This window comes from Streptosporangium sp. NPDC051022, from assembly GCF_040683035.1.
Taxonomy (GTDB): domain Bacteria; phylum Actinomycetota; class Actinomycetes; order Streptosporangiales; family Streptosporangiaceae; genus Streptosporangium.
The window spans coordinates 127,847-148,762 of the sequence record NZ_JBFBCF010000009.1 but is presented as its reverse complement, the minus strand read 5'-3'; the positions used below and the strand labels follow the sequence as shown (position 1 = coordinate 148,762).

Below are 20,916 nucleotides of genomic sequence, written 5' to 3'. Positions count from 1 at the left end.
CACTTCGCGCATCCCGGCCCCACGCCATGCCGTCGTGCGGCCTGATCTATGGAGCGGATAAGGCGTGAGACTCCGCCGTACGGCCGCCGCCCTCGCGGCGCTGACGCTGTTCACCACGGCCTGCAGCGGGGCCGGAGCCAAGAGCGGAGACGCGGGCGGTTCCGGGGGCAGACCCGCGACCGGAGCCCCCACGGGATCCGCGAAACCCGGGACGGGGCTCGCCTGGGCCGCCTGCGGCGGTGAGTTCGAGTGCGCCAAACTCGGCGTCCCCCTCGACCACGACAAACCCGACGGCGAGAAGATCGAGATCAGCGTGATCCGCCTTCCCGCCACGGGCGACCGCATCGGCTCGATCCTCATCAACCCCGGCGGCCCCGGCGCCTCCGGCGTCGACTACGCGCGCAACGCGCGCTCGGTGCTGAGCGACGCCGTGCGGGCCCGCTTCGACGTGGTGGGATTCGACCCCCGGGGAGTCGGGCAGTCGTCGCCCGTCCGGTGCCTGCCGCCCGACGAGCTGGACGCCTTCAACAGCCTTGACAGCTCGCCCGACTCACCCGCCGAGATCACCGCGCTGGAGGAGGGGGCGCGGCGGTACGTCGCCGGATGCCAGGAACGTTCCGGCAAACTCCTGGCGCACGTCGGCACCGTCGACGCGGCCAAGGACATGGACCTGCTGCGCGAGGCCCTCGGTGACGAGCGTCTGACCTACCTCGGCAAGTCGTACGGCACGGAGCTCGGCGCGGTCTACGCCGACCTGTTCCCCAGCCGCGTCCGCGCCCTCGTCCTCGACGGGGCCGTCGACCCCTCGCTCTCCCCGCTGGAGATGAACGCCACCCAGGCCCGGGGCTTCGAGGTGGCCCTCGACGCGTTCCTGCAGGACTGCCTCGCGACCGCAGCCTGCCCCTTCCACGGAACGGTGCGGTCCGCCCACGACCAGATCGTCGAACTGCTCCGCGAGGCCGACCAGCGTCCTCTCACCAACAAGATCGGTGACCGGCGTCAGGTCGGCGAACCGTGGATGGTCCTCGGCATCGCCACCCCGCTCTACGACCGGCAGGCATGGCCGTACCTGCGCCAGGCCTTCGCCCAGGCGCTGAAGGGCGACGGCACCACCCTCCTGCGCCTGGCCGACGTGCTGATCGACCGCAAGCGGGACGGCACCTACTCCAACCAGACTGAGGCGAACACGGCCATCAACTGCGTCGACGCCTCCTTCCCCCGCACCTCCTCCGCCTTCGCCACCGCGGCCCGCGAATCCCTTCGCGACGCGCCGCTGTTCGGGCCGTACATCATGTGGGGGGGACTGCCCTGCGCCTACTGGCCGGTCAAGGAGAAGCCCCACGACAAGATCGACGCCCCCGGCGCCGCCCCCATCCTGGTCGTGGGAACCGAACGTGACCCGGCCACGCCGTACGAATGGGCCAAATCCCTGGCCGACCAGCTTTCCTCGGGCGTGCTGGTGGACTTCGACGGCGACGGCCACACCGCCTACCGGAGCGGCTCCACATGCGTGGACCGTCTGGTCGACGACTACCTGATCAACCTCCTCGTCCCCAAGGACGGAGTCCAGTGCCCCAAGATCGGTTGATTCGGGGGCGCGGGAAGTGCCGGGAAGCCTGTAGACTGCCGTAGGCCATGCGAAAAAGGCGTGGCACGCCGCCTTAGCTCAGTCGGCCAGAGCACTTCACTCGTAATGAAGGGGTCTCGGGTTCGAATCCCGAAGGCGGCTCCAGGTCAGAAGGCCCTTCCGGCGATTCGGGAGGGCCTTTTGCGTGCCCTACAGCAACGCCTACAGCAACGGGTCGCTGTAGGCGTGTAAACATGTTCGTTCGGTGCCTTGCCAGCCTGAAGTCTGCGGGAAACGACTCTCCAGTAGAGGGTGCATAGATGAGTGACATGCCGGTGCCGAACGGTGGTATGGGGTGCTCAACGACTTCCGGACAGTCAGGTGCATAACCTGACAGAGAGTCTGGAAGAGGTAAGTACGTGACGCGACGCCGCAGGCAGTTCTCGCCCGAGTTCAAGGAGGAAGCCGTCCGCATGGTGCTGGACGGCCCCCGCACGGTCGCCTCGGTGGCCCGCGAGTTCGACATGAACCCCACCACGCTCGGCAGCTGGGTCAACATGCACAAAGCCATCCACCCCCAGGCCGAACAGCCGCTGTCGGGGCCGGAACGAGCCCGGATCCGCGAGCTGGAGCGCGAGAACGCCGAGCTGCGCGAGAAGCTGGCGTTCCTGAAAAAGCAGCCGCCTTCTTCGCCGCCGAGACTCGATGACGCTCGCCAAGTACGAGCTGATCGACGCGGAGAAGGCCGCCCACGGCATCGTCCGGATGTGCCGGTGGCTGCAGGTGTCCCGCTCGGGCTACTACGAGTGGCGTGAGCGGCCCGCCTCGGCCACCGCCCAGCGGCGTGAGCACCTCAAGACCCTCATCGCCGGCATCTTCGCCGACAGTCACCAGACCTACGGCTACCGTCGCGTGCACGCCGCGCTGGCCCGCGCCGGGCAGCACTGCTCGGCCGAACTGGTCCGGGCGCTGATGCGTGAGCTGGAACTGGCCCCGGTCCAGGCGCGGGCATTCCGGCCGGCCACCACCCAGCAGGGCGCCTTCCGCGGTATCCCCGACCTGGTCCGCCGGGACTTCACCGCGCCCCGGCCCGGCCTCAAACTGGTGGGCGACATCACCTACATCCGCACCTGGGAAGGGTTCCTCTACCTGGCCACCGTCATCGACTGCCACAGCAAGGCCGTCATCGGCTGGGCGATGGCCGACCACTACCGCACCGAACCGGTCAAAAACGCCCTGCGCATGGCGCTCGGCACCGGCCTGGTCGAACCGGACGCCATCTTCCACACCGACCGCGGCTCGAACTACACCAGCGACGCCTTCGGCCAGTTCTGCGCCAACCGGCGGATCCGCCGCTCGGCCGGCCGAACCGGCGTCTGCTACGACAACGCGATGGCCGAATCGTTCTTCGCCGCCATCAAAACCGAGTGGCTGGACCGGTTCGTCTTCGCCACCCGCGCCAAGGCCAAGCGGCAGGTCATCCGCTACATCGAGGGCTTCTACAACCGACGCCGCCTGCACTCGGCACTCGGCTACCGCACACCTGGTGAGGTACTAGCCGAGCATTACTCACATCCACGAGCCGCATAGGCTACGCCCACAAGCCGACTGTCCGGAAAATCCTGGGCGCCCCACAACTTCGTACAGGTCCTAGACGGAATGGTCGCAGCGGCGGGCGACCGCGTTGAGCGCACTGCGTCGGATGAGACCGACTCCCGGTCTGATGAGCCACCAGTAGACGGCGAACAGCCGTCGCACACGAGGGTCGGTCCCCTGGATGCGGGTCTCGGTCACCAGCCGTGAGCCGGTCCCCTCTGGGATGATCTCGTGGGAGATCACCGCTTTGGCGAACCCGGATTCCCGGAAGGCGGCGAGGTCCTCAGCGGTGCGAACATTGGTCGGCGCCGTCGGGACGGGCTGCCAGAACCGAGCGACTCTGCCGAGGACCAGTTCATGGCCCGGCTCTTGGGCCAGCGTCACCCAGCGGTTGTCGGCGCGAAAGAGCTCGGCCAGCGGCTGTGATCTGGCCGTGAGTGCGGACCCGCCGCCGCGAAGGCGGGTGGGCAAGGTACGGATGGCCATCAGCAGGCGGGGGAGCGGAAGCTCGGCGAGCGTTACGGCGAGCATCTGCGCCCATACGTCCTCGGGCGGGGCGGGGATGCCGATCACATGGACGACGCGGTGGTCGTATGTGGGCATGAACGTCTGGAGCGTGTCACTCATCAGATTTCTCCCGGTAGGTCGCAGCGGTCCGCGCCGTACAGAAGCAGAGCGAGTACGGATTTGACGTATTCGTCGGTTGCACGGGCGTTCTCGAGGGGCAACGCGCCCGGGAGGCGAGCCGTCATCTCGATGAGCCCGATGTAGGCGGTGTGCGCCAGCGTCGCGCGATGGACGGACGCGGTCCGGGTGAACCCGATCTGCTCGAACAGCGAGATCAGGTACTGGACGCGCCGTTGCATCACCCGTCGCACCACGGGAGCCACCAGCTCGTGTGCGGCCGAAGCCAGGATGTTGATCTCGCTTGGGTCCTGGCCGGTGCGTCGGCCCGCTTGCTTCAGCAACGTTCGTAGCCGCGCTACGGGATCCGATTCGGCCTCCAGCGCGTAGATCGGCGCCTCGGTCGAACGCTGCTCCCACAGCGTCAGTGCGGCGGACACGAGTGCCTCGCGGTTGGCGTAGTGGGCGTAGAAGCTTCCCTTGGTGGTGCCGAGGCGGACGGCCAGCGGCTCGATGGCGACGGCTGCCAGTCCAGCGGCGCCGAGCGCCTCAAGGGCTGCCTCGGCCCAGTCATGGGCGGTAAGCCGCGGGCGTTTGGAGATCACGAACGTACGCTACCGTATTGATGCGGCACCGTATCAATACGCCAGCGTATGGAGGCCCGGATGCGGAACATCCAGCACCGACTCGTTGACGCGCCTCCTGAGCGCCTGGGCGCACTGTTGGATCAGGTGGGAACCGAGGACGACCAACTCTGGCCCAAACCGGCATGGCCGCCCCTGGTCCTCGACGCGGGGCTGACCCCTGGCTCGCGCGGAGGTCACGGCCCGATCAGCTACAGCGTCACCGACTACGAGCCTGGCCGTCGCGTCCGCCTGTCCTTCGAACCGGGTTCGGGGCTCAACGGCTACCACGAGTTTCTCATCACCGCGCAGGGCCCCGGCCGCTGCCGCCTCACTCACACGATCGTCGGCACCGTCGAGGGGCGGATGGCCGTACTGTGGCCGCTGGTGATCCGCTGGATGCACGAGGCCCTGGTGCACGATCTGTTCGACAACGCCGAACGCGCCGCGACCGGCCGTATGAGCCGCCGTCCCGCACGTTGGTCACTGTGGGTACGGCTACTGCGGCGACTGCGAAAGTTTCCCGCCGGGACTGAAACGTCCACCTGACGTCGCCCGCTCAGGGGAGCTCCCGGTACTCGGCCCATATGATCCGGATCGTCCAGTAAACGAGCAGGAGAAGCCGACAGGGATTGCGACCGAGAACGTCTCGGGCCCGTACCACCAATGACAGCGGACAGCCGACGCTGCTTGTCTTGTGCGACGGTGCCGGCCCCGCGGACGAGTAGCCGTTCGGCTGGTGGCGGACCCTGTCGCGCAGAACGCTGATCATCGTTCGGGGCTTTTTTGATCTCCAGTGACAGCAACGCCTTTCGATCTTTCAGGTGGATCGTCATGGTCACCTCGATGTCGCTGTGACCGACGATGTCACGCACGGTCTGGGGGGTACGCCGAGGTTGAGCGGCAGCATGACGCAAGTCACGGCACCATGCAGAGCAGATGGGTGCCCACGCCCGTCCAGCAGCAAGTGGGCACCGATTCTTCGGCGGGGACGGCCTGATCGCGTACCCGTTCCTCGACCGCCTGCGTCAACTTCTGCGAGTGGGGCTGGCGGGTGACCGGCCCCACCGGGGCCGGTAGGCCACCGGGCCTCGTCAACCCCGCCATCTCGGCCGATCTCGACGGCCGCCGTCACCGGCTCGCCCCGAGTTCGACCGCCCGCGGGGCGTGGGAATTACCTCCGTGCCGAACCGGCCGATCGGATCCAAGCTTCCTCGTAATGTTTGAGAGGGTTACGTTGGATGGGCGAGGGTGATCCGTTGCTGATGGACCGCGTTGCTTAGGGGAGCCGACCGTGCTGATCGCCCACACCTTGGCGGCCGGGATCTCCGCTACTCGCTCAACGGTGTGAGCCGCCTGTCTCTCTGGCGAAGTGCCGTTATCTCGAGCAGGTGTAATTGAATTTGATGTACTCGTTCACCGGCGGGTTGGTGAGGAAAGGGTAGCTGCTGGAGAAGGTGATATAGACCTGCCCGTTGGGCTCCGGCACCAGCCGCTGGACGCCTGCACCCGCGTCGACCTCGTACGATGTGAAGCTTTGGGTGAGGCCTCTCTGCTCATACTCGAGAGATTCGAAAAGGGGGTAGTTCGACGGGCAGCCGACGGGAGCCCTGAGTGGCTTCTTGTCGCTCGACCTGACGATGACGGCGTTCCATTTGCCAATGGTCGTCGGCGCTGTCGAGCAGATGTACGTAACCGATACCGTTGCCGGTTCGGTGCCGCTGTTGGTCGCTCTCACAACCCAGCCGTCGCGCTCGTCGTTCCGGCGGACACTCTTCATCCCGTCTGCGCCGGGGCCGTACTGTACGCGGAATCCAGTCCTCTGCATGTAGGGAGAACTGGACGGGCAATTCTCAGCGATATCCACGGTCGCCCCGGGAGCGACGTCGATGACGCGCTGGAGGTTCGTGCTGTCGGCAGACGCCGACGGTGCGGTGAGGACCAGGCAGACGGCGGCCATCGCCACCGCGCCCAGAAGAGTCTTCTTGGACAAGCTCATACGTGTGTTCCTCCTTGGAATGTTTGTCGTTCAGGACGCTAGGACCAGGGGATTGGCTTGTTCTTGGGATTCACTAGGACCAGAGGCTTGGCGCATCTTGGAGTTCACTGAACGCGCCCGGCGTCGACCGCCGGTTGGCACCGGGCGCGGACCCCGCATCTCATAGCCAGGCGTACGGCCTGTACGTCCTTGAATCGCCCCCGGGGCACACCGGCGCCCCCTGCAATACTCCGGCTGTGCGACTTCATGACCCTCGCGAAAACGTCATCTGTCTTGACGGCCCTCTCCCCATGCCTGCCCTCATCACGTTTCGACACCAGGGGTGGCTGTGCTGACTGCGAAGCCGATCGAGCTTGGGTCCGTCACCGTCCCCTCCGGGGAATTGGTGATCGTGGACACGGGATATCTCGGGATGTGGTCCGGTGACTCCAGTCCGTCATACACGGACGACAAGGGCGAACTGCGTCCTTGCGTGGACTTCGAGATCGTGGGTCCTGATGCGACTGTGGCCGCGACGTCGTTTGATCGGCAACCAGGTCGCTGGTTGTACGACATCCCCGAGCATGGGGTTGTCGGGTTCACCGCCTTGTTCGCGGAGCATTGCCGATCTCATGGTCTCCGCGCCGATCTCGTCCTGGTGGAGCCCGCGGTTTCCCACCGCGAGCGAGTACGGCGGTGTGCTGCCGGCGACTCCTTCCTCATGATGGGAGTTCCGGTCGTCGTGTTGGGGAGCCTCCCACGTGAGCGTGCGCTGCCAGTCGTCGGCCACGAGAAAGTCTTCGACTTCGGTATCGGGTGGGAGAGCGTGACCATCGAGGTGAACGACGGCACCATCGCCCAGCGGCAATTGCTGGGGAAGGTCGGGGTCGACTGGGCTCGCATCATGCTTGCCGATGCCGACGGGTTGAGTGCGTGGGTCCATGAAGAGCCTCTGGACGGGTTGGCGGACGCCGTCTTCTGGGGAGGAAGCGACGCGACCGCCGCCGCTGTCGAACTTCGAGCGCCGGCGGTGGCCAATGAGCTGTCCAAATACGGATGGCTGGATCTTCCGGTCCATGAGGCGGTTGCACGTATTCACGAGATAGAGGGGTGGAAGCAGGCCCGACCTGGGCGGAGGCTGGCGTGGGATTTCCGCCCACACTCTCACCACTGGCAGATCATGCGCCAGATCGACCGCTCACCTCATGAGGCCGGACAGATCGAAGTCGGCGGTGCCCAGGTGCTGACCTTTATGACCAGTTGGGGCGACGGGTTCTTCTCGGTCTATGCCGAACGAACCGAAGACGGAGCCCTCCTGCGGGTCCGTATCGAACTTATCCCTGCGGACTCCTGAGCGTCTCAGACTGGTCGGCTCATGGTGGGGGTGACCTTGGCGCGGTGGTTGCGTCCGCAGAGGTGGTATATAGCAATACCGTCTTACGCGATCACATCTCATCGCACTGCATCTACCGCCTGACCAGGGCGTGAGTTCTTTGGCCCTAGGATCTGCCGTTGACTCGTAATGAAAAGGGCTGGGTTCGATTCCCCAAGGCGGCTCCAGGTCAGAGGCCCCCGCCGCGTTGCGACGATCCCTGGAATGCGCCACCCGGTTCCGGCGGGGGCCTCTTACCGGCGGCGCCACGAGAGCTGATGGCTCCGGCATTTGTGGATGCCGGAGCCGTCCGCGGGAGTGACGCTCGCCGGTCGATGTCGCGGGCCCTCAGAGCCCGAGATCTTCCAGTTCCTTGAGCAGCGCGGCCTTGGAGTCCTGTTGCGCGGAGGCCGGGGCCGGCTGAGGACGATTGCGGTCGCGGTCGCGGAACAACCAGCCGCCCAGCAGCCCGGCGAGAAAGCCGAAGAGATGAGCCTGCCAGCCGATGCCCTCCTGCGGCAGCAGCCCGGTGAACTGATAGGCGAAGCACAGGGCCATGACCACGCCTACGACAATGTCGATCAGATGTCGGTCGAACGCGCCGCGCACCAGTACGTAGCCGAAGTAGCCGAAGACGACACCGCTCGCGCCGGCGCCTGTGCTCTGCGGGTCGGAGGTGAACCAGGCGCCGAGGCCACTGACCAGGACGATGAGTCCCGTCACACCGAAGAACTTGGCGACGCCCCGATAGGCGGACAGGAAGCCGAAGATGAACAGGGGGCCCGAGTTGGCCTCGATGTGTTCCCAGCTCCAGTGCAGGAAAGGCGCCGACACGATGTCGGGCAGACTCGCGGGATTCCACGCCTGCACGCCGTGCTGATAACTCAGCGCGTAGCCCGACGCCCAGTTGGCGATCTGCATCATCCAGATGACGGCCAGGAAGCCGACCATTACCCAGAACGCCTTGCGGGCCTCGGCGATCGTGATTTCGGCCGCACGTTCTTTGGTCTCCATCCGCTTCCCCCATTGCTTTCGGTGTCTTGTCCGCAGGATGAGTATCGGGGCGAAAGATCACAGATGTAGTAGCAGGATGCGGTCATTCTCGAGCTGAATGCCCCGTTCCGCCTTCCACTCGCCGCTCACAAAAGACGCGAGCCTGACAGCGGGTCTGTTCGCGATCGCGCCGGGTGGTGTGGCACGGACCTTGTGGAAGGCCGCGGTGGGGCGCGGGCGCGGTGCGGGCCGGGCCATGTGGCGGCGCACCTGCACGCGCTGGGAGTACCGGTGTTCGGCGTCGACCTGTCACCCCGGATGGTCGAGGTGGCCCGGCGGAGATACCCGGACCTGAGGTTTCGGGTGGGGTCGATGACCGCACCGGATCTCCGGGACGGCGAGCTGGGTGGCATCGTCGCCTGGTACTCCACCCATCACATTCCATCGGAGCGTCTGCCGACGGTGTTCGCCGATTTCTGCCGGGCGCTGGCACCGGGTGGCCTTCTGCTGCTGGGGACCCACGTCGGCGACGAGTATCGGCATCTTGAGCACGCGTACGGCCACCCGGTGTCCATCGGAGTTCACCTGTTGCCGCCCGACCGTATCGCCGAGCTGCTCGCCGAGGCCGGGCTGGTCGTCATCGTGCGACTTCTGGAGGAGCCCGGTGAGGGGCAGAAGCGGCAGCACGTCTGTTTTCTGGCGCGCAAAGGCGGCTGAGCCGGAGGCGGGGAGCGGTTTGTGCGGGCCGGGGAGGTGGTCGGCCGGATGTCCGTGTTCGTCCTTGGCCTTGGGCTGTCCGTTTTCTGGGTTCATCACGGTCAACGTCGCTTTGTCATCCTGTTTTGAAAACAGGGGGAGTATGGGGTAATCGCACTTCTTAGCCCGGTTTTTCACGCATAAGGGGGCTGCCGGTGCGGTCAGGAAGCGGGGCTCGGCGGAGGGTTGTTCAGGGACATCGTCATCGGAGTCACGCCGGTTGCTTTCACCGATCTCGGCTATTACCTGGCCTCGGTGGCGGCGGCTTTGATCGTCTTCTTCAGTGCCCGGGTCCACCGCCATGACAGGTTTCTCGCTGTTTTCGACGTGTTCGACACGGCCGCTCTGGCGCTCTTCAGCGTCACCGGAACGATAAAAGCGCTCAGTCACGGCTTCGGCCTGGTCGCCACCGTAACGCTCGGCGTGGCCGGAGCGCTGAACGGCGCCGCCGCCTCGGGAACCGCCGTACTGGCCTTCGGGCTGCTGCTTCTGGCCATCCGCTACCGCTGGCACATGCCGCGCGCGTACGTCTGGCGTAACCCCTTCTCGGGGATGCGAGCCCAGTCGGTGCCGGGCGGCTCGCGGCTCGTGGCGGGTGCCGTGCGGTTCTCAGGCGGAGGGGTCCGGGTGGTGCCAGGGGAAGACGACGGGCTCGTCGGGGACGTCGCCGGTGAGGAGGCGACTCAGCAGGCCGGTCAGGCCGAGGGGGATGACCTGCTCGCCGGTGCCGTGAAGCTCGGGCAGTGACCACCAGTGGAAGCGGTCGATCATCGACTGTTCGAAGCCCTCCATGCCGGAGGTGTCGACCTCCAGCCGCCGGACGCGGAGGAAGAAGAAGGAGTCGAGGGAGAGGAACAGCCTGCCGTCGGCCGAGTACCAGTGGCCCGAGCTGGTGGCCACGATCCGGCCCAGTTCTTCGAGGGCGACCGAGTGCCCGGTCTCCTCGCGGAGCTCACGGGCCCCCGCCTGGTTGACGGTCTCGCCGTCTTTGACGCCGCCGCCCGGGGTGAACCAGGCGTAGCCGGAGTTCTTCGTCATTCCCAGCCCGCGATAGAGCAGGATCCGACGCTCGTCGTCGACCAGCAGAATCCGGGCGGACGGTCGTACGATCGCGTCGGGCATGCCGGTGATCATATGCGTCGCCGTACCCCGGGGAGCGGCGAACGCGGTGCGGAGGGTCACGGCTTGTGGCGCCGGTAGTAGCGGGCGACCCGGACCCGGTTGCCGCACAGTTCGGGGGAACACCAGCGGCGCCGGGGGTGCGCGGGCAGGAACAGCATGCGGCAGCCCGGTCCCTCGCAGTGGCGCACGGCGTCGATCGGGCCCGCCAGTAGGTCGATCGCCGCGCCCGCGAGCAGCGCGAGCAGCGCCGAGCGGTGGTCGCCGGCCCGCTCCGCGCCGACGACCACCCGGCCGCCCTCCCAGGCCAGCGTCCGGTACGGCGGAGCCAGCCGGTCGGCCTCGCTCAGCGCGAGCAGCGCCGGGCCCGGGGGCTCGAGGCCCCGGCGTGCCCGGTCGACCACCGAGGTGACGATCTCGCGCAGGTCCACGACGGCCGCCAGGTCGGCCTCGGTCAGGGGGACGCCGGGCTGGGGGAGCCGGTCGGACTGCGTCCGCAGCCACCCGCGCAGTCCCTCGACCGTCGCCAGATGGTCCACGAGCCCGTCGGGGGAGCCGCTCAGCGTGTTGATCAGGTCGAGCGCGAGCGGTTCGCCGGTCAGCGGAAGGTCCATGCTTCTAATGGTACTTCGTTCCGTTGACACATTAGCGGACAGCGCGCTATAACTAACGCATCTTCGAGCGAAAGAAGCATGTGATGAGCGTGCCGAACGTTGCCCATCGGTTCGTGGACGTGGACGGGGTGCGGGTCTTCTACCGGGAGGCCGGTCCCCGTGACGCGCCCACACTGCTCCTGCTGCACGGTTTCCCGTCGGCGTCACACCAGTTCAGGCGCCTGATCGACGTCCTGGGCGACCGGTATCACCTGATCGCCCCCGACTACCCCGGGTTCGGGCACACCGAGGCGCCCGCCGGGTTCGGTTACTCCTTCGACGGTCTCGCAGACGTGGTCGAGGGGTTCGTGGACAGGCTCGGCCTCGAACGGTTCGTGCTCTACATGTTCGACTTCGGGGCTCCTGTCGGGTTCCGCCTGGCCGTACGGCGTCCCGGGTCGGTCACGGGTCTGGTCGTGCAGAACGGCAACGCCTACGAGGTGGGGCTGAGCGAGATGGCACGGGGGTTCATCGCGCTCGGGCCCGGCCAGGAGGAGCAGGTGCTCGGGCTGCTGACCCTGGAGGCGACCAGGGGACAGTACGAGGGCGGCGCGTCCGACCCGGAGGCGATCGCCCCCGACGGGTGGACCCTCGACCAGCACTTCCTCGACCTGCCCGGCCGCAGGGAGAGCCAGGTGGCCCTGGCGTTCGACTACAAGGGCAACGTCGCCCGCTACCCCGAATGGCAGGCGTGGCTCCGCGAGCACCGGCCGCCGACCCTGATCGTCTGGGGCCGCAACGACCCCTTCTTCCTTGAGGAGGGCGCCAAGGCCTTCCTCGGGGACGTGCCGGAGGCGGAGCTGCACCTGTTCGACACCGGGCACTTCGCACTTGAAGAGAAGCTTCCCCAGATCGCTCCCTCGATCGCCGGCTTCCTCGAACGTGTCGGAAAGGACGGCAAATGAAGATCGCAGTCATCGGCGCCACCGGGTACGTCGGCTCGGCCGTCGTCCGTGGGGCCCGTGCGCGCGGCCACGGGGTCACGGCCGTCGCCGGGAACACCTCCTCGCCGGAGTACGGCTCCTCGCCGGAGTACGGCTTCTCCGTCCGGGAGCGCTTCACCACCGGTTGCTGATCGCCCAGGGCTCTTCCCGGCCGGACGCGCGGAAGCGGGGGACGGGGCTTGGAAGGGGGCAGGGGCGGGTCATGGAAAGACGGATGCGTTTTGACCCAACCCCGCTTGCCCACGCCGGTGAACGGAGAGTGGAGTCGTCTGGTAGCCGGTACGAGGAGGGGAGGATCCCATGGGCTTCGTACAGGTCATCGAATTCGACACCACCCACGAGCAGGACATCCAGCGAGTGATGGACGACTGGCGTGACTCGACCGAGAACGAACGCACGGTCACGCACACCACCCTCGCCCGCGACCACACCCGCCCCAACCACTACGTCGCCATCGTCGAGTTCCCGTCCTACGAGGAGGCGATGCGCAACAGCGGCATGCCGGAGACCGGCGCGCTGGCCCAACGCATGAGGGAACTGTGCGACGGACCTCCGCGGTTCGTGGACCTCGACGTCATCCGGGACGAGGATTTCTGAGGGGCCGCCGCTCCCATCCGGGACGAGGACCTCGGAGAACCGGCCGTCCTCACCTTGAGGCCCCTCCAGATCCGAGCAGCGGAACCAGGACAGCCGATCATCCGTTCTGCGGGTCATGAGGCGTCCGAGGGTTCTCCGGCTGCTTGCGATTCTGCTGATCTCCGTGAGCGTGGCCGGTTCGGCCTCCGCCTGCACGATCACCGTCGCCGACCGGCGGACGCCGCCGCGGCCTGACACGTTGCCGGAACCGCCTGAGCTGGACGCGGTTGCGGAGGTGTGGCCCGAGGCGGTGTTCACCCTGCCCACGAGGCTCGAAAAAGGGCCCGGCGTCCAGCCGGTCGCCATGCTGAGCGCGAACGAGGTGCTTATGGTGACCCCGTTCGCGCTCGCTCGGTTCGTGGCGTACGACCGCCGGACGGGAAGGCACCGCGTCCTGGCCACGGCGCCGAAATGGGGTGAGTGCGATGCGTGCTACGAGGTCAGGAGCGTGGCCGTGGGCCGGACACGGATCGCCTGGACGGCCGAGGTCTACCGCTCCGAATCTTGGAACGCCGGCAAGCGGCACATGGAACTGTGGACCATGCCGCGCTCGGGCGGGTCGATGAGACTGGTGACCTGGCTGACCGGTCATGGTGACGTCCCGTTCGGGGACGAATTGGTGATCGACGGTGACGATGCCGTCTGGAGCGACGGAGACGCCGCCTATCGGATCTCTCTCACCGAGGACAAGCCGCAGAAAGTTCCGGATTCCGCCGGGGCCGAGCCCACGGCCGCATCCGATCCGCAGGAGCGGGATGTGCACTGCGGAGTCGAATGGTGCGTGGGAAGGGTTCCTCCTCGCCCTTACGAGCTGACGACGCTGGTGGTGAGGCGAAAGGACGGCTCGGGCCGTACCACCGTTGCCGCATCGTCGGGAGGGCCGCTGATCGGGGACAGGTTCGGTCTGTTCGGCCTGCCGTACGTGTATGACGACGGACCGGTGCACATCCTTACGGAGGGGCCGGAAGCGTCCGCGGTCCTGTACGACCGCTGCACCGGTGGATCGGCGCGGGCCGGGGCGAAGGAGCGGCCGGGACCGCAGGATGACGCCGACCCGGTCGGCGTGATCACCCAGGGAGCGTCGGGTCCGGACGAGCCGATCCTGTTCTGGCAGGAACGTGGAGGGAAGCGTTACACGGTGGTGGATCTGTCACGTATCCCCGATCAGCCGTGTGGAAGCTGAACGGGGATATGTGACGACTCCACTCACAAGGCACGCCTGCGATCCCGTACCGGGTCCGGCCAGGGCGAGCGAAAATCGGAATGCCCACCGGCGAAACCGGCGGGTACGCTGCGCGAGGACCTTTGGAAGGGAATCGTCGTGGGACACGTAGAGGTTGGACATCTGACATATGTACTGCCGGATGGACGGCCGTTGCTCGACGACGTGTCCTTCCGGATCGGCGAAGGGGTCAAGGCCGCGCTCGTCGGCCCCAACGGCGCGGGCAAGACGACGCTGATGCGGCTGATCGCGGGGGACCTGCAGCCGGTCGAGGGAACCGTCGCCAGCTCGGGTGGACTGGGGATCATGCGCCAGTTCATCGGCGGCATCCGTGACGGGCGGAGCGTGCACGACCTGCTGGTCAGCGTCGCCCCCGAGCGCGTACGGCAGGCCGCCGAGCGACTCGACGCCGCCGAGCTTGTGATGATGGAGCGCGACGACGAGAAGACCCAGATGCGTTACGCGCAGGCCATCACGGACTACGGCGACGCGGGCGGCTACGACATGGAGGTGCTCTGGGACGCCTGTACGATGGCGGCCCTGGGCGTGCCGTACGACAGGTGCAGGTACCGCGAGGTCAACACCCTGTCCGGCGGCGAGCAGAAGCGGCTGGTGCTGGAGGCGCTGCTGCGCGGCCCCGACCAGACGCTGCTGCTGGACGAGCCCGACAACTACCTGGACGTGCCCGGGAAGCTCTGGCTGGAGCAGGCGTTGCGCGACACGCCCAAGACGGTGGTGCTGGTCAGCCACGACCGGCAGCTCCTGGCCAACGCGGCCGACCGGATCGTCACCGTCGAGTCGGGCAACATCTGGGTCCACGGCGGCGGGTTCGCCACCTACGCCCAGGCCCGCAGGGACCGCAACGAGCGCCTTGAGGAGCTGAAGAAACGCTGGGACGAGGAGCACGCCAAGCTCAAGCGGCTGGTCGTCATGCTCGGCCAGAAGGCGAAGTACATGGACACCATGGCCGCCGCCTACCGTTCGGCCCAGACGCGGTTGCGCAGGTTCGAGGAGGCCGGACCGCCGGAGGCGGCGCCGAAGGATCAGTTCATCAGCATGCGCCTGCGCGGCGGCCGGACCGCCAAGCGCGCGGTGATCTGCGAGAAGCTGGAGCTGACGGGGCTCATGAAGCCCTTCGACCTGGAGATCTGGTACGGCGAGCGGGTCGCGGTGCTGGGCTCGAACGGCTCGGGCAAGTCCCACTTCCTGCGCCTGATCTCCGGACAGGACGTCAGGCACACCGGCGTGGCCAGGCTCGGCTCCAGGGTCCTTCCCGGTCACTTCGCGCAGACCCACGCGCGGCCCGAGCTCATCGGCCGGACGCCCTGCGAGATCGTCATGACCGAGCACGCCCGGCTGAAGAACGAGGCGATGAAGGCGCTGTCGCGCTACGAGCTGGCCGGGAACGTCGGTGAACAGCGGTTCGAGACGCTGTCGGGCGGACAGCAGGCCCGGCTGCAGATCCTGCTGCTCGAACTGTCGGGCACCACGCTGCTCCTGCTGGACGAGCCGACCGACAACCTCGACCTGGCCAGCGCGGAGGCCCTCCAGGCGGGGCTGAACGCCTTCGACGGGACCGTGGTCGCGGTCACCCACGACCGATGGTTCGCCGACGACTTCGACCGCTATCTGGTCTTCGGCTCCGACGGCACGGTGTACGAGTCGCCCGAACCCGTCTGGGACGAGACCCGGGTGGTCCGCAAGCGCTGAGGCCCGGCCCCGCCGCCTCGGCGCGGGCCGGCCCTGTCAGGGGAGCGCCGGGAGACCGTGGGAGGGGCGTCGCGGGGGAGCCGGATGGTCGGGGGAGGCCGGGCGGTCGCGGAGGATCGGGTTAAAGACTTCGCCCGAGTTGCGCGTGTCCGGTGGAGGCCGGAATGTTCACGGGTTATGACGACTAGGTGACGCACAGTACCCGAATTGTCAGCGCTCTAGCCCTGCTGCTCCTGGCCGGATGTTCCTCCGACTCCGAGCAGCAGGCAACCCAGCTCCGGCCGCTCGCGGTCAAGGAACAGGTCTCGTCCATCATCAAGAAGGACGGGGGGTACGTGGTGAACTGGGCCGGGGTGCTCACCAACAGCAACCCGTGGCACTTCGGCGAACACGTGGTCGCCACGGTGATCGCCAAGGACGCCGCGGGCAAGGAGGTCGTCCGGCTGGAGCAGCCGCTGGACGCCGTGCCGCCCGCCGGTTCGCTGCCCTTCAGCGGCGAGGTGGTCGCCGCCGAGAGGCCGTCCCAGGTGAGCATCGACTATCGTCCCGCCGAGTGGCGCCTGGCGGGCCGGATCGTCTCGGCCTTCCAGCCGTTCCCCATCTCCGACGTGATGACCGTGCGAAGGGACGACGGCTATCTGGTCGTCGGATACGTCGGCACGCCGTACCGGCTGCCGGCCGGGAGTCTGGCGGTCACCGCGCTCCTGCGGGACCGGGACGGCAAGCTGCTCGGCGGCGGGAGCACGTTCGTCGACAACGTCAGGTCGGACGGCACCCGCCGCTTCGTCATGCACATCGAGAGCGTCCAGGACACCAGCAAGATCGCAAAGGCCGAGGTGGCGGCACGCACCTGGGGATCGAGCAGCCGCCCCTACGAGCAGCTGGCCCTGGGCGGCAGCCTTCCGGCGCGCGTGGTCAAGCCCACCACGCCCGCGTTCGCCAAGGACCGGGGCAGGCAGGGGATGGTCGCCGAGGGGGAGGCCAGACAGTGACCTGATCCCGCGCGGGTGCCGCGCGCCGCGCCGCCGTGATCCGACCTCGTACGGCGCGCCGATCGTGTCCGAGTCCCGTGCGGTGTGCCGGGCCGTGTTCGAGTCCCGTGCGGTGTGCCGGGCCGTGCCCGGATTCCGCGCGGCGCGCTGAGCTGTGCCCGGATTCCGTGCGGCGCGCTGAGCCGTGCCCGGATCTCGTGCGGTGTGCCGGGGCCGCGCGCGGATCCCGTGTGTTGTGTTGCGTGTTGTGTTGTGTTGCGCTGTGCCGGGCGGGGTCCGGCGGTGGCGTACGGCGCGGTGGTGTGGGCTGGGACGGGCCGCCGGGACGGGCCGCTGGACCGGGCTCTCAGCGAGAGGCGGTACGGTGCGCCGTGCGCCGCGGCGCTGTGACGCTCGCCGGTTGTCGTGCCCGCCGGTTGTCGTGCCCGTTGGTTGTGTCGCCCGTCAAATGGGTGCGGCGGTAACCGTTTTCACCTGATTCATCATTTTTCTCAGTCGCCCCCGATTTCCCTCGCCCTCCACGGCGGGCGGTTCGCTGTCACGAAGACCGGCGAGTGGGCGTTCGCCGGGGGCGTGGGCATGCCGTACGGCATGATTTTTCATCTTTTCGACGCCGGAGTGAGAGGTGGTCTGGCCGGTCGGAGACGATACGGAAGAAGCGTCGCGTCATTGTTCGCCGCCGTATTGTCCGTCATTGTCCGTCCGTAATGTCCGCCTGTCGCTTCATCTCCTCCCTCTGGAACTGATGCTCAGAAAACCATTTTGGCCAGCGCTGATCACGATATGTGTGATGCATGTGTGCGAAGAGTGACTATGGGGAACCTTGAGTCAAGCGGGTTGTCATGCAGTGACACATAGTGATACGCGCGGATTCGAGATGCGCTGATTGACCAAGGTGGACATATGCACTCCGTGATTGGAAAGTACGGCCGTGCCGTCGCCCTGATATCAGGGGTGGCCTGTTGCCTGGCCGCGGGAACGAGTGTTTCCGCCGAAGCCCGGTTCCGTAACAGTCCTTCGGCCCGTGAGGTCGCCGAGGCGCGTTCCAAAGCCGTCGAGCGAAGTAAACGGTTAGGCACCGTCACACTTCTGCTCGACGAGGCCCGGACCCGGTTACGGGAACTGACGGCCCAGGCGGGCGGGCCGGTCGAGGTCGCGCACGCCGCCTGCGCCGAGGCGGGAACGGTATCCCGGACGGCTCAGTCGGCCCCGGCGGCTCTGGCGGCTCTGGCGGCTCTGGCGGCTCTGGCGGCTTTGGCGGTCCCGGCGGTCCCGGCGGGTGCGGCGGGTGCGGAGGCTCCCGAGAAAGCGGAGAGCACCGGTGGTGCGGAGAGGGTGGCGGCCGTGCCGCAGGTGGAGAACGCCTCCTGTGCCGGCCGGGCCCCGGCGGTCGAGCCGGCGGTCGAGCCGGCGGCGGAGCGGGCCGTGATCGGGCAGACCGTCGAGGTCCGGCGGATCGAGGACGAGCAGGCCCGGCTCAGGCAGGAGACGGACGAGGCGCGGGGCACCGCGGACCGGCTGACCGACGAGCGGGCGTGGAACCTGGAGCGGGCCAGGGTGGCCAGGGACCGCGCGAAGTACGGCAGATACCGGGCCGCCGCGCTGGCGCGGATCAGGGCGCGGGTCGCCGTGACCGCCGTGACCGGCGACGAGGTCGTGGCCGACGGGGCGCGGGCGCCGAGCTGGGCGCTGGAGAAGTCCTCAGGGGCGGCGCTGGGCGACATCGTCGCCGACTGGGCGCTGACCCAGATCGACAAGCCCTACGTGTGGGCGAGCGCCGGACCCACCGGCTACGACTGCTCGGGGCTGACCATGCAGGCGTGGGCGCGGGTCGGGGTCAAGATGGACCACTGGACGGGTACCCAGTGGACCTCGGGGAGGCACGTGTCGCTCGATCGGCTCCGCCGGGGGGATCTGCTGTTCTTCGGCCGCCGTTCCCGCGTTCCCGCCGGCATCCGGCACGTGGGGATCTACATCGGCGGGGACCTAATGGTGCACGCCCCGCGGACCGGGGACGTGGTCCGGGTCGCGCCGATGTGGCGCAGAGACCTCATCGGCGCGACCCGTCCGGCCTGACGGCCCGGTCAGTGCTGGTGACCCTCGGCCTCTTCGGCGCGCTTGATGGAGCGCTTGATCTCGTCCTCGGCCTCGACACGCCCGACCCAGTTGGCGCCCTCGACGGACTTGCCGGGCTCCAGGTCCTTGTAGACCTCGAAGAAGTGCTGGATCTCAAGGCGGTCGAACTCGGGCACGTGGTGGATGTCGCGGATGTGCTCCATCCGGGGGTCCGTCGCGGGAACGCACAGGACCTTGTCGTCACCGCCCTTCTCGTCCGTCATGCGGAACATCCCGACCGCGCGGCACTTGATCAGGCAACCGGGGAAGGTCGGCTCCTGAAGCAGCACCAGGGCGTCGAGGGGGTCTCCGTCCTCGCCGAGGGTGTCCTCGATGAAGCCGTAGTCGGCGGGGTACTGCGTGGAGGTGAAGAGCATTCTGTCGAGCCTGATCCGACCTGACTCGTGGTCCACCTCGTACTTGTTCCGTTGCCCCTTGGGAATCTCAACGAGAACGTCGAACTCCACCGCTGTTCCTCCGCTCAAGCCCCCGGGCACCCCCGGATGGGCGTTAGTGTCTCGTAGACGTAATAGCTGTTGGGTACCGATTGATGAAAGGTCGGCGACATAATGCGGCGCGAGCGGGGGGTGGCCTTGGTCACTCTCGTCTTGCTGCAACTGTTCGTCGTCGCGGCCGGTGCCCACCTGCTCACCAGCGATGCGCTGACCGAGAAGGCGCCCGAACCGGTCGCGTCGGCCGAGCCGCCTCCCGTCCCGGTCATCACCGCGGGTCCGGTGCTGGCCGCGGGGGGGAACGGACCTCTCCCTGCCAAGGGTACTTTGGCGGGACGCCTCACCGCGGCGCTGGGGGACCCCGCGCTGGGCGACAGCGTGGGCGCCGCGGTCGTCGACGCCGAGACGGGCGAGGTGCTGTTCGGCAGCGACGCCGGGACGGGCCTCACGCCGGCCTCGACCACCAAGATCGCCACCTCGGTCGCCGCGCTGGCCTCCCTGGGCCCGGACGCCAGGATCAGCACCCGCGTGGTGCGCGGCTCGTCGCCCACCTCGATCGTCCTGGTCGGCGGGGGCGACCCCACCCTGACGGCGGCCAGGCCGTCCTCGCTCTCCGTCTACCCCGAGCCCGCCTCGCTCGCCTCGCTCGCCCAGCGGACGGCCAAGGCGCTCAGGGCGGCCGGGACCCGCAGGGTGACGGTCTCCTACGACGACAGCCTCTACACCGGGCCGCGCACCGCCCCGACGTGGAAGCCCGGCTACGTGCCCGAGGGCAGCGTCGCCCCGGTCACCGCGCTCATGGTCGACGAGGGGAAGGTCTCCCCGGGCAGTCACCAGCGGGTCTCCGACCCCTCCCGTGCCGCCTACGCCGCGTTCGTCGCGCTGCTGCCGAAGTACGGTGTCTCGGTCTCCAAGTCCGCCGCCCGTGTCAGGGCCCCCGAGGGCTCCCAGGAGCTCGCCCGGGTCGACTCGGCGCCGGTGTACGCGCTGGTCGAGCGGGCGCTCACACTCAGCGACAACGATCTGACCGAGGCCCTGGCCAGGCAGGTGGCGATCAAGGAGGGCAGGCCCGTCTCCTTCGACGGCGCCGCGACGGCCGTCACACAGGTGCTGGCCCGGCTGAAGGTGGCCGAGGGCGTGCGCGTCTTCGACGGGTGCGGGCTGTCGCCGAGGAACCGCATCGCCCCCGCGGCACTGGCCAGGCTCGTCGCGGTGGCGGCCGCCCCGGCCAACCCCCACCTGCACCCGATCGTCAGCGGCATGCCCGTCGCAGGGTTCACCGGCACCCTCGGGCACCGGTTCACCAAGAACGGCTCCGTCCACGGGCTGATCCGCGCCAAGACCGGCACCCTCGACGGGGTCAACGCGCTGGCGGGCCTGACCACCACCCGGAGCGGGCGCCTGGTCACCTTCGCCTTCATGGCCGACAAGGTCCCGCCGGGGCCGGGCAAGGCGGAGGCGGCCCTCGACAGGCTGGCCGCGACCGTCGCGGCCGGCTGATCCGGAACGCGGGCCCGATCCGGAGCGCGGGCCCGATTCGGGACGGGGGCCGCGCGAGCGGGAC

At 68.1% G+C, this 20,916-nt stretch carries 20 protein-coding genes, 1 tRNA gene and 1 pseudogene; 15 read left to right on the top strand and 7 right to left on the bottom strand.

The window, feature by feature from the left end; genetic code table 11:
- Positions 1–64 precede the first annotated feature (64 nt).
- The 3 genes from AB0N02_RS17830 to AB0N02_RS17820 all read left to right on the top strand — a co-directional run bounded on the left by AB0N02_RS17830 (position 65) and on the right by AB0N02_RS17820 (position 3,157).
- Complete coding sequence (locus AB0N02_RS17830) at positions 65–1,588, top strand: alpha/beta hydrolase (protein WP_363947289.1); 1,524 nt, start codon at positions 65–67, stop codon at positions 1,586–1,588.
- 67 nt (positions 1,589–1,655) lie between these two features.
- Positions 1,656–1,732, top strand: a tRNA-Thr gene (locus AB0N02_RS17825).
- Positions 1,733–1,986: 254 nt separating this feature from the next.
- A protein-coding gene (locus AB0N02_RS17820) for an IS3 family transposase (RefSeq protein WP_363947286.1) occupies positions 1,987–3,157 on the top strand; the annotation gives its coding sequence in 2 pieces (ribosomal slippage) (positions 1,987–2,244 and positions 2,246–3,157; 1,170 coding nt in all).
- 60 nt (positions 3,158–3,217) lie between these two features.
- Here AB0N02_RS17820 and AB0N02_RS17815 read toward each other — a convergent pair.
- The gene (locus tag AB0N02_RS17815; protein WP_363947283.1) at positions 3,218–3,790 is read right to left on the bottom strand and encodes a hypothetical protein; all 573 of its coding nucleotides are present in this window, start codon (positions 3,788–3,790) and stop codon (positions 3,218–3,220) included.
- Positions 3,790–4,392, bottom strand: a complete 603-nt coding sequence (locus AB0N02_RS17810) for a TetR/AcrR family transcriptional regulator (RefSeq protein WP_363947280.1) — start codon at positions 4,390–4,392, stop codon at positions 3,790–3,792. The genes AB0N02_RS17815 and AB0N02_RS17810 overlap by 1 nt, the downstream gene beginning before the upstream one ends.
- Before the next feature lie 60 nt (positions 4,393–4,452).
- Here AB0N02_RS17810 and AB0N02_RS17805 point away from each other — a divergent pair, with 60 nt between their 5' ends.
- On the top strand, positions 4,453–4,959 hold the full coding sequence (locus tag AB0N02_RS17805; protein ID WP_363947277.1) for an SRPBCC family protein: 507 nt from the start codon (positions 4,453–4,455) through the stop codon (positions 4,957–4,959).
- Positions 4,960–5,788: 829 nt separating this feature from the next.
- On the opposite strand, the gene AB0N02_RS17800 is transcribed toward AB0N02_RS17805, so the two are convergent.
- Positions 5,789–6,409: a hypothetical protein gene (locus tag AB0N02_RS17800; RefSeq protein WP_363947274.1), complete on the bottom strand. Its 621-nt coding sequence runs from the start codon at positions 6,407–6,409 to the stop codon at positions 5,789–5,791.
- 328 nt (positions 6,410–6,737) lie between these two features.
- Here AB0N02_RS17800 and AB0N02_RS17795 point away from each other — a divergent pair, with 328 nt between their 5' ends.
- Complete coding sequence (locus AB0N02_RS17795; RefSeq protein WP_363947271.1) at positions 6,738–7,742, top strand: hypothetical protein; 1,005 nt, start codon at positions 6,738–6,740, stop codon at positions 7,740–7,742.
- 366 nt (positions 7,743–8,108) lie between these two features.
- Here AB0N02_RS17795 and AB0N02_RS17790 read toward each other — a convergent pair whose 3' ends face one another.
- Positions 8,109–8,774 (bottom strand): rhomboid family intramembrane serine protease, encoded by a 666-nt coding sequence (locus AB0N02_RS17790; RefSeq protein WP_363947269.1) that lies wholly within the window; start codon positions 8,772–8,774, stop codon positions 8,109–8,111.
- Between the two features lie 192 nt (positions 8,775–8,966).
- Between AB0N02_RS17790 and AB0N02_RS17785 the strand changes: the two genes are divergently transcribed.
- The gene (locus AB0N02_RS17785; protein WP_363947267.1) at positions 8,967–9,470 is read left to right on the top strand and encodes a class I SAM-dependent methyltransferase; all 504 of its coding nucleotides are present in this window, start codon (positions 8,967–8,969) and stop codon (positions 9,468–9,470) included.
- Between the two features lie 219 nt (positions 9,471–9,689).
- Positions 9,690–9,782 (top strand): annotated as a pseudogene (locus AB0N02_RS17780) (TRIC cation channel family protein); the annotation flags it as partial.
- Positions 9,783–10,118: 336 nt separating this feature from the next.
- Here the strand turns inward: AB0N02_RS17780 and AB0N02_RS17775 are convergent.
- Entirely contained in the window at positions 10,119–10,631 is a 513-nt protein-coding gene (locus AB0N02_RS17775) for an NUDIX domain-containing protein (protein ID WP_363947265.1), read from the bottom strand.
- Between the two features lie 56 nt (positions 10,632–10,687).
- On the bottom strand, positions 10,688–11,242 hold the full coding sequence (locus AB0N02_RS17770) for a CGNR zinc finger domain-containing protein (RefSeq protein WP_363947263.1): 555 nt from the start codon (positions 11,240–11,242) through the stop codon (positions 10,688–10,690).
- Between the two features lie 83 nt (positions 11,243–11,325).
- Here AB0N02_RS17770 and AB0N02_RS17765 point away from each other — a divergent pair, with 83 nt between their 5' ends.
- The 7 genes from AB0N02_RS17765 to AB0N02_RS17735 all read left to right on the top strand — a co-directional run bounded on the left by AB0N02_RS17765 (position 11,326) and on the right by AB0N02_RS17735 (position 18,861).
- A complete protein-coding gene (locus AB0N02_RS17765; protein ID WP_363947261.1) occupies positions 11,326–12,186 on the top strand; it encodes an alpha/beta hydrolase in 861 nt (286 codons plus the stop codon).
- Positions 12,183–12,356, top strand: a complete 174-nt coding sequence (locus AB0N02_RS17760) for an NmrA family NAD(P)-binding protein (RefSeq protein WP_363947258.1) — start codon at positions 12,183–12,185, stop codon at positions 12,354–12,356. The genes AB0N02_RS17765 and AB0N02_RS17760 overlap by 4 nt, the downstream gene beginning before the upstream one ends.
- 169 nt (positions 12,357–12,525) lie before the next feature.
- On the top strand, positions 12,526–12,822 hold the full coding sequence (locus tag AB0N02_RS17755) for a hypothetical protein (protein ID WP_363947256.1): 297 nt from the start codon (positions 12,526–12,528) through the stop codon (positions 12,820–12,822).
- A gap of 610 nt (positions 12,823–13,432) precedes the next feature.
- Complete coding sequence (locus tag AB0N02_RS17750; protein ID WP_363947253.1) at positions 13,433–14,044, top strand: hypothetical protein; 612 nt, start codon at positions 13,433–13,435, stop codon at positions 14,042–14,044.
- 138 nt (positions 14,045–14,182) lie between these two features.
- A complete protein-coding gene (locus AB0N02_RS17745; RefSeq protein WP_363947250.1) occupies positions 14,183–15,793 on the top strand; it encodes an ATP-binding cassette domain-containing protein in 1,611 nt (536 codons plus the stop codon).
- 188 nt (positions 15,794–15,981) lie between these two features.
- Positions 15,982–16,785, top strand: a complete 804-nt coding sequence (locus AB0N02_RS17740; protein ID WP_363947247.1) for a hypothetical protein — start codon at positions 15,982–15,984, stop codon at positions 16,783–16,785.
- A gap of 903 nt (positions 16,786–17,688) precedes the next feature.
- The gene (locus AB0N02_RS17735) at positions 17,689–18,861 is read left to right on the top strand and encodes a C40 family peptidase (protein ID WP_363947244.1); all 1,173 of its coding nucleotides are present in this window, start codon (positions 17,689–17,691) and stop codon (positions 18,859–18,861) included.
- Positions 18,862–18,869: 8 nt separating this feature from the next.
- On the opposite strand, the gene AB0N02_RS17730 is transcribed toward AB0N02_RS17735, so the two are convergent.
- Entirely contained in the window at positions 18,870–19,367 is a 498-nt protein-coding gene (locus tag AB0N02_RS17730; RefSeq protein WP_363947242.1) for an inorganic diphosphatase, read from the bottom strand.
- Positions 19,368–19,487: 120 nt separating this feature from the next.
- On the opposite strand from AB0N02_RS17730, the gene dacB reads away from it, so the two are divergent.
- Positions 19,488–20,852 carry a D-alanyl-D-alanine carboxypeptidase/D-alanyl-D-alanine-endopeptidase gene (dacB, locus tag AB0N02_RS17725; RefSeq protein ID WP_363947559.1) on the top strand — a complete coding sequence of 455 codons (1,365 nt, stop codon included), beginning with the start codon at positions 19,488–19,490 and terminating at the stop codon, positions 20,850–20,852.
- Positions 20,853–20,916 lie beyond the last annotated feature (64 nt).

What these genes read in the sequence shown, in the direction of transcription:
- AB0N02_RS17815 (WP_363947283.1), bottom strand. Translation starts at nt 3,790, where the DNA reads ATGAGTGACACGCTCCAGACGTTCATGCCCACATACGACCACCGCGTC.
- AB0N02_RS17805 (WP_363947277.1), top strand. Translation starts at nt 4,453, where the DNA reads ATGCGGAACATCCAGCACCGACTCGTTGACGCGCCTCCTGAGCGCCTG.
- AB0N02_RS17800 (WP_363947274.1), bottom strand. Translation starts at nt 6,409, where the DNA reads ATGAGCTTGTCCAAGAAGACTCTTCTGGGCGCGGTGGCGATGGCCGCC.
- AB0N02_RS17790 (WP_363947269.1), bottom strand. Translation starts at nt 8,774, where the DNA reads ATGGAGACCAAAGAACGTGCGGCCGAAATCACGATCGCCGAGGCCCGC.
- AB0N02_RS17775 (WP_363947265.1), bottom strand. Translation starts at nt 10,631, where the DNA reads ATGCCCGACGCGATCGTACGACCGTCCGCCCGGATTCTGCTGGTCGAC.
- AB0N02_RS17770 (WP_363947263.1), bottom strand. Translation starts at nt 11,242, where the DNA reads ATGGACCTTCCGCTGACCGGCGAACCGCTCGCGCTCGACCTGATCAAC.
- AB0N02_RS17765 (WP_363947261.1), top strand. Translation starts at nt 11,326, where the DNA reads ATGAGCGTGCCGAACGTTGCCCATCGGTTCGTGGACGTGGACGGGGTG.
- AB0N02_RS17760 (WP_363947258.1), top strand. Translation starts at nt 12,183, where the DNA reads ATGAAGATCGCAGTCATCGGCGCCACCGGGTACGTCGGCTCGGCCGTC.
- AB0N02_RS17755 (WP_363947256.1), top strand. Translation starts at nt 12,526, where the DNA reads ATGGGCTTCGTACAGGTCATCGAATTCGACACCACCCACGAGCAGGAC.
- AB0N02_RS17735 (WP_363947244.1), top strand. Translation starts at nt 17,689, where the DNA reads ATGCACTCCGTGATTGGAAAGTACGGCCGTGCCGTCGCCCTGATATCA.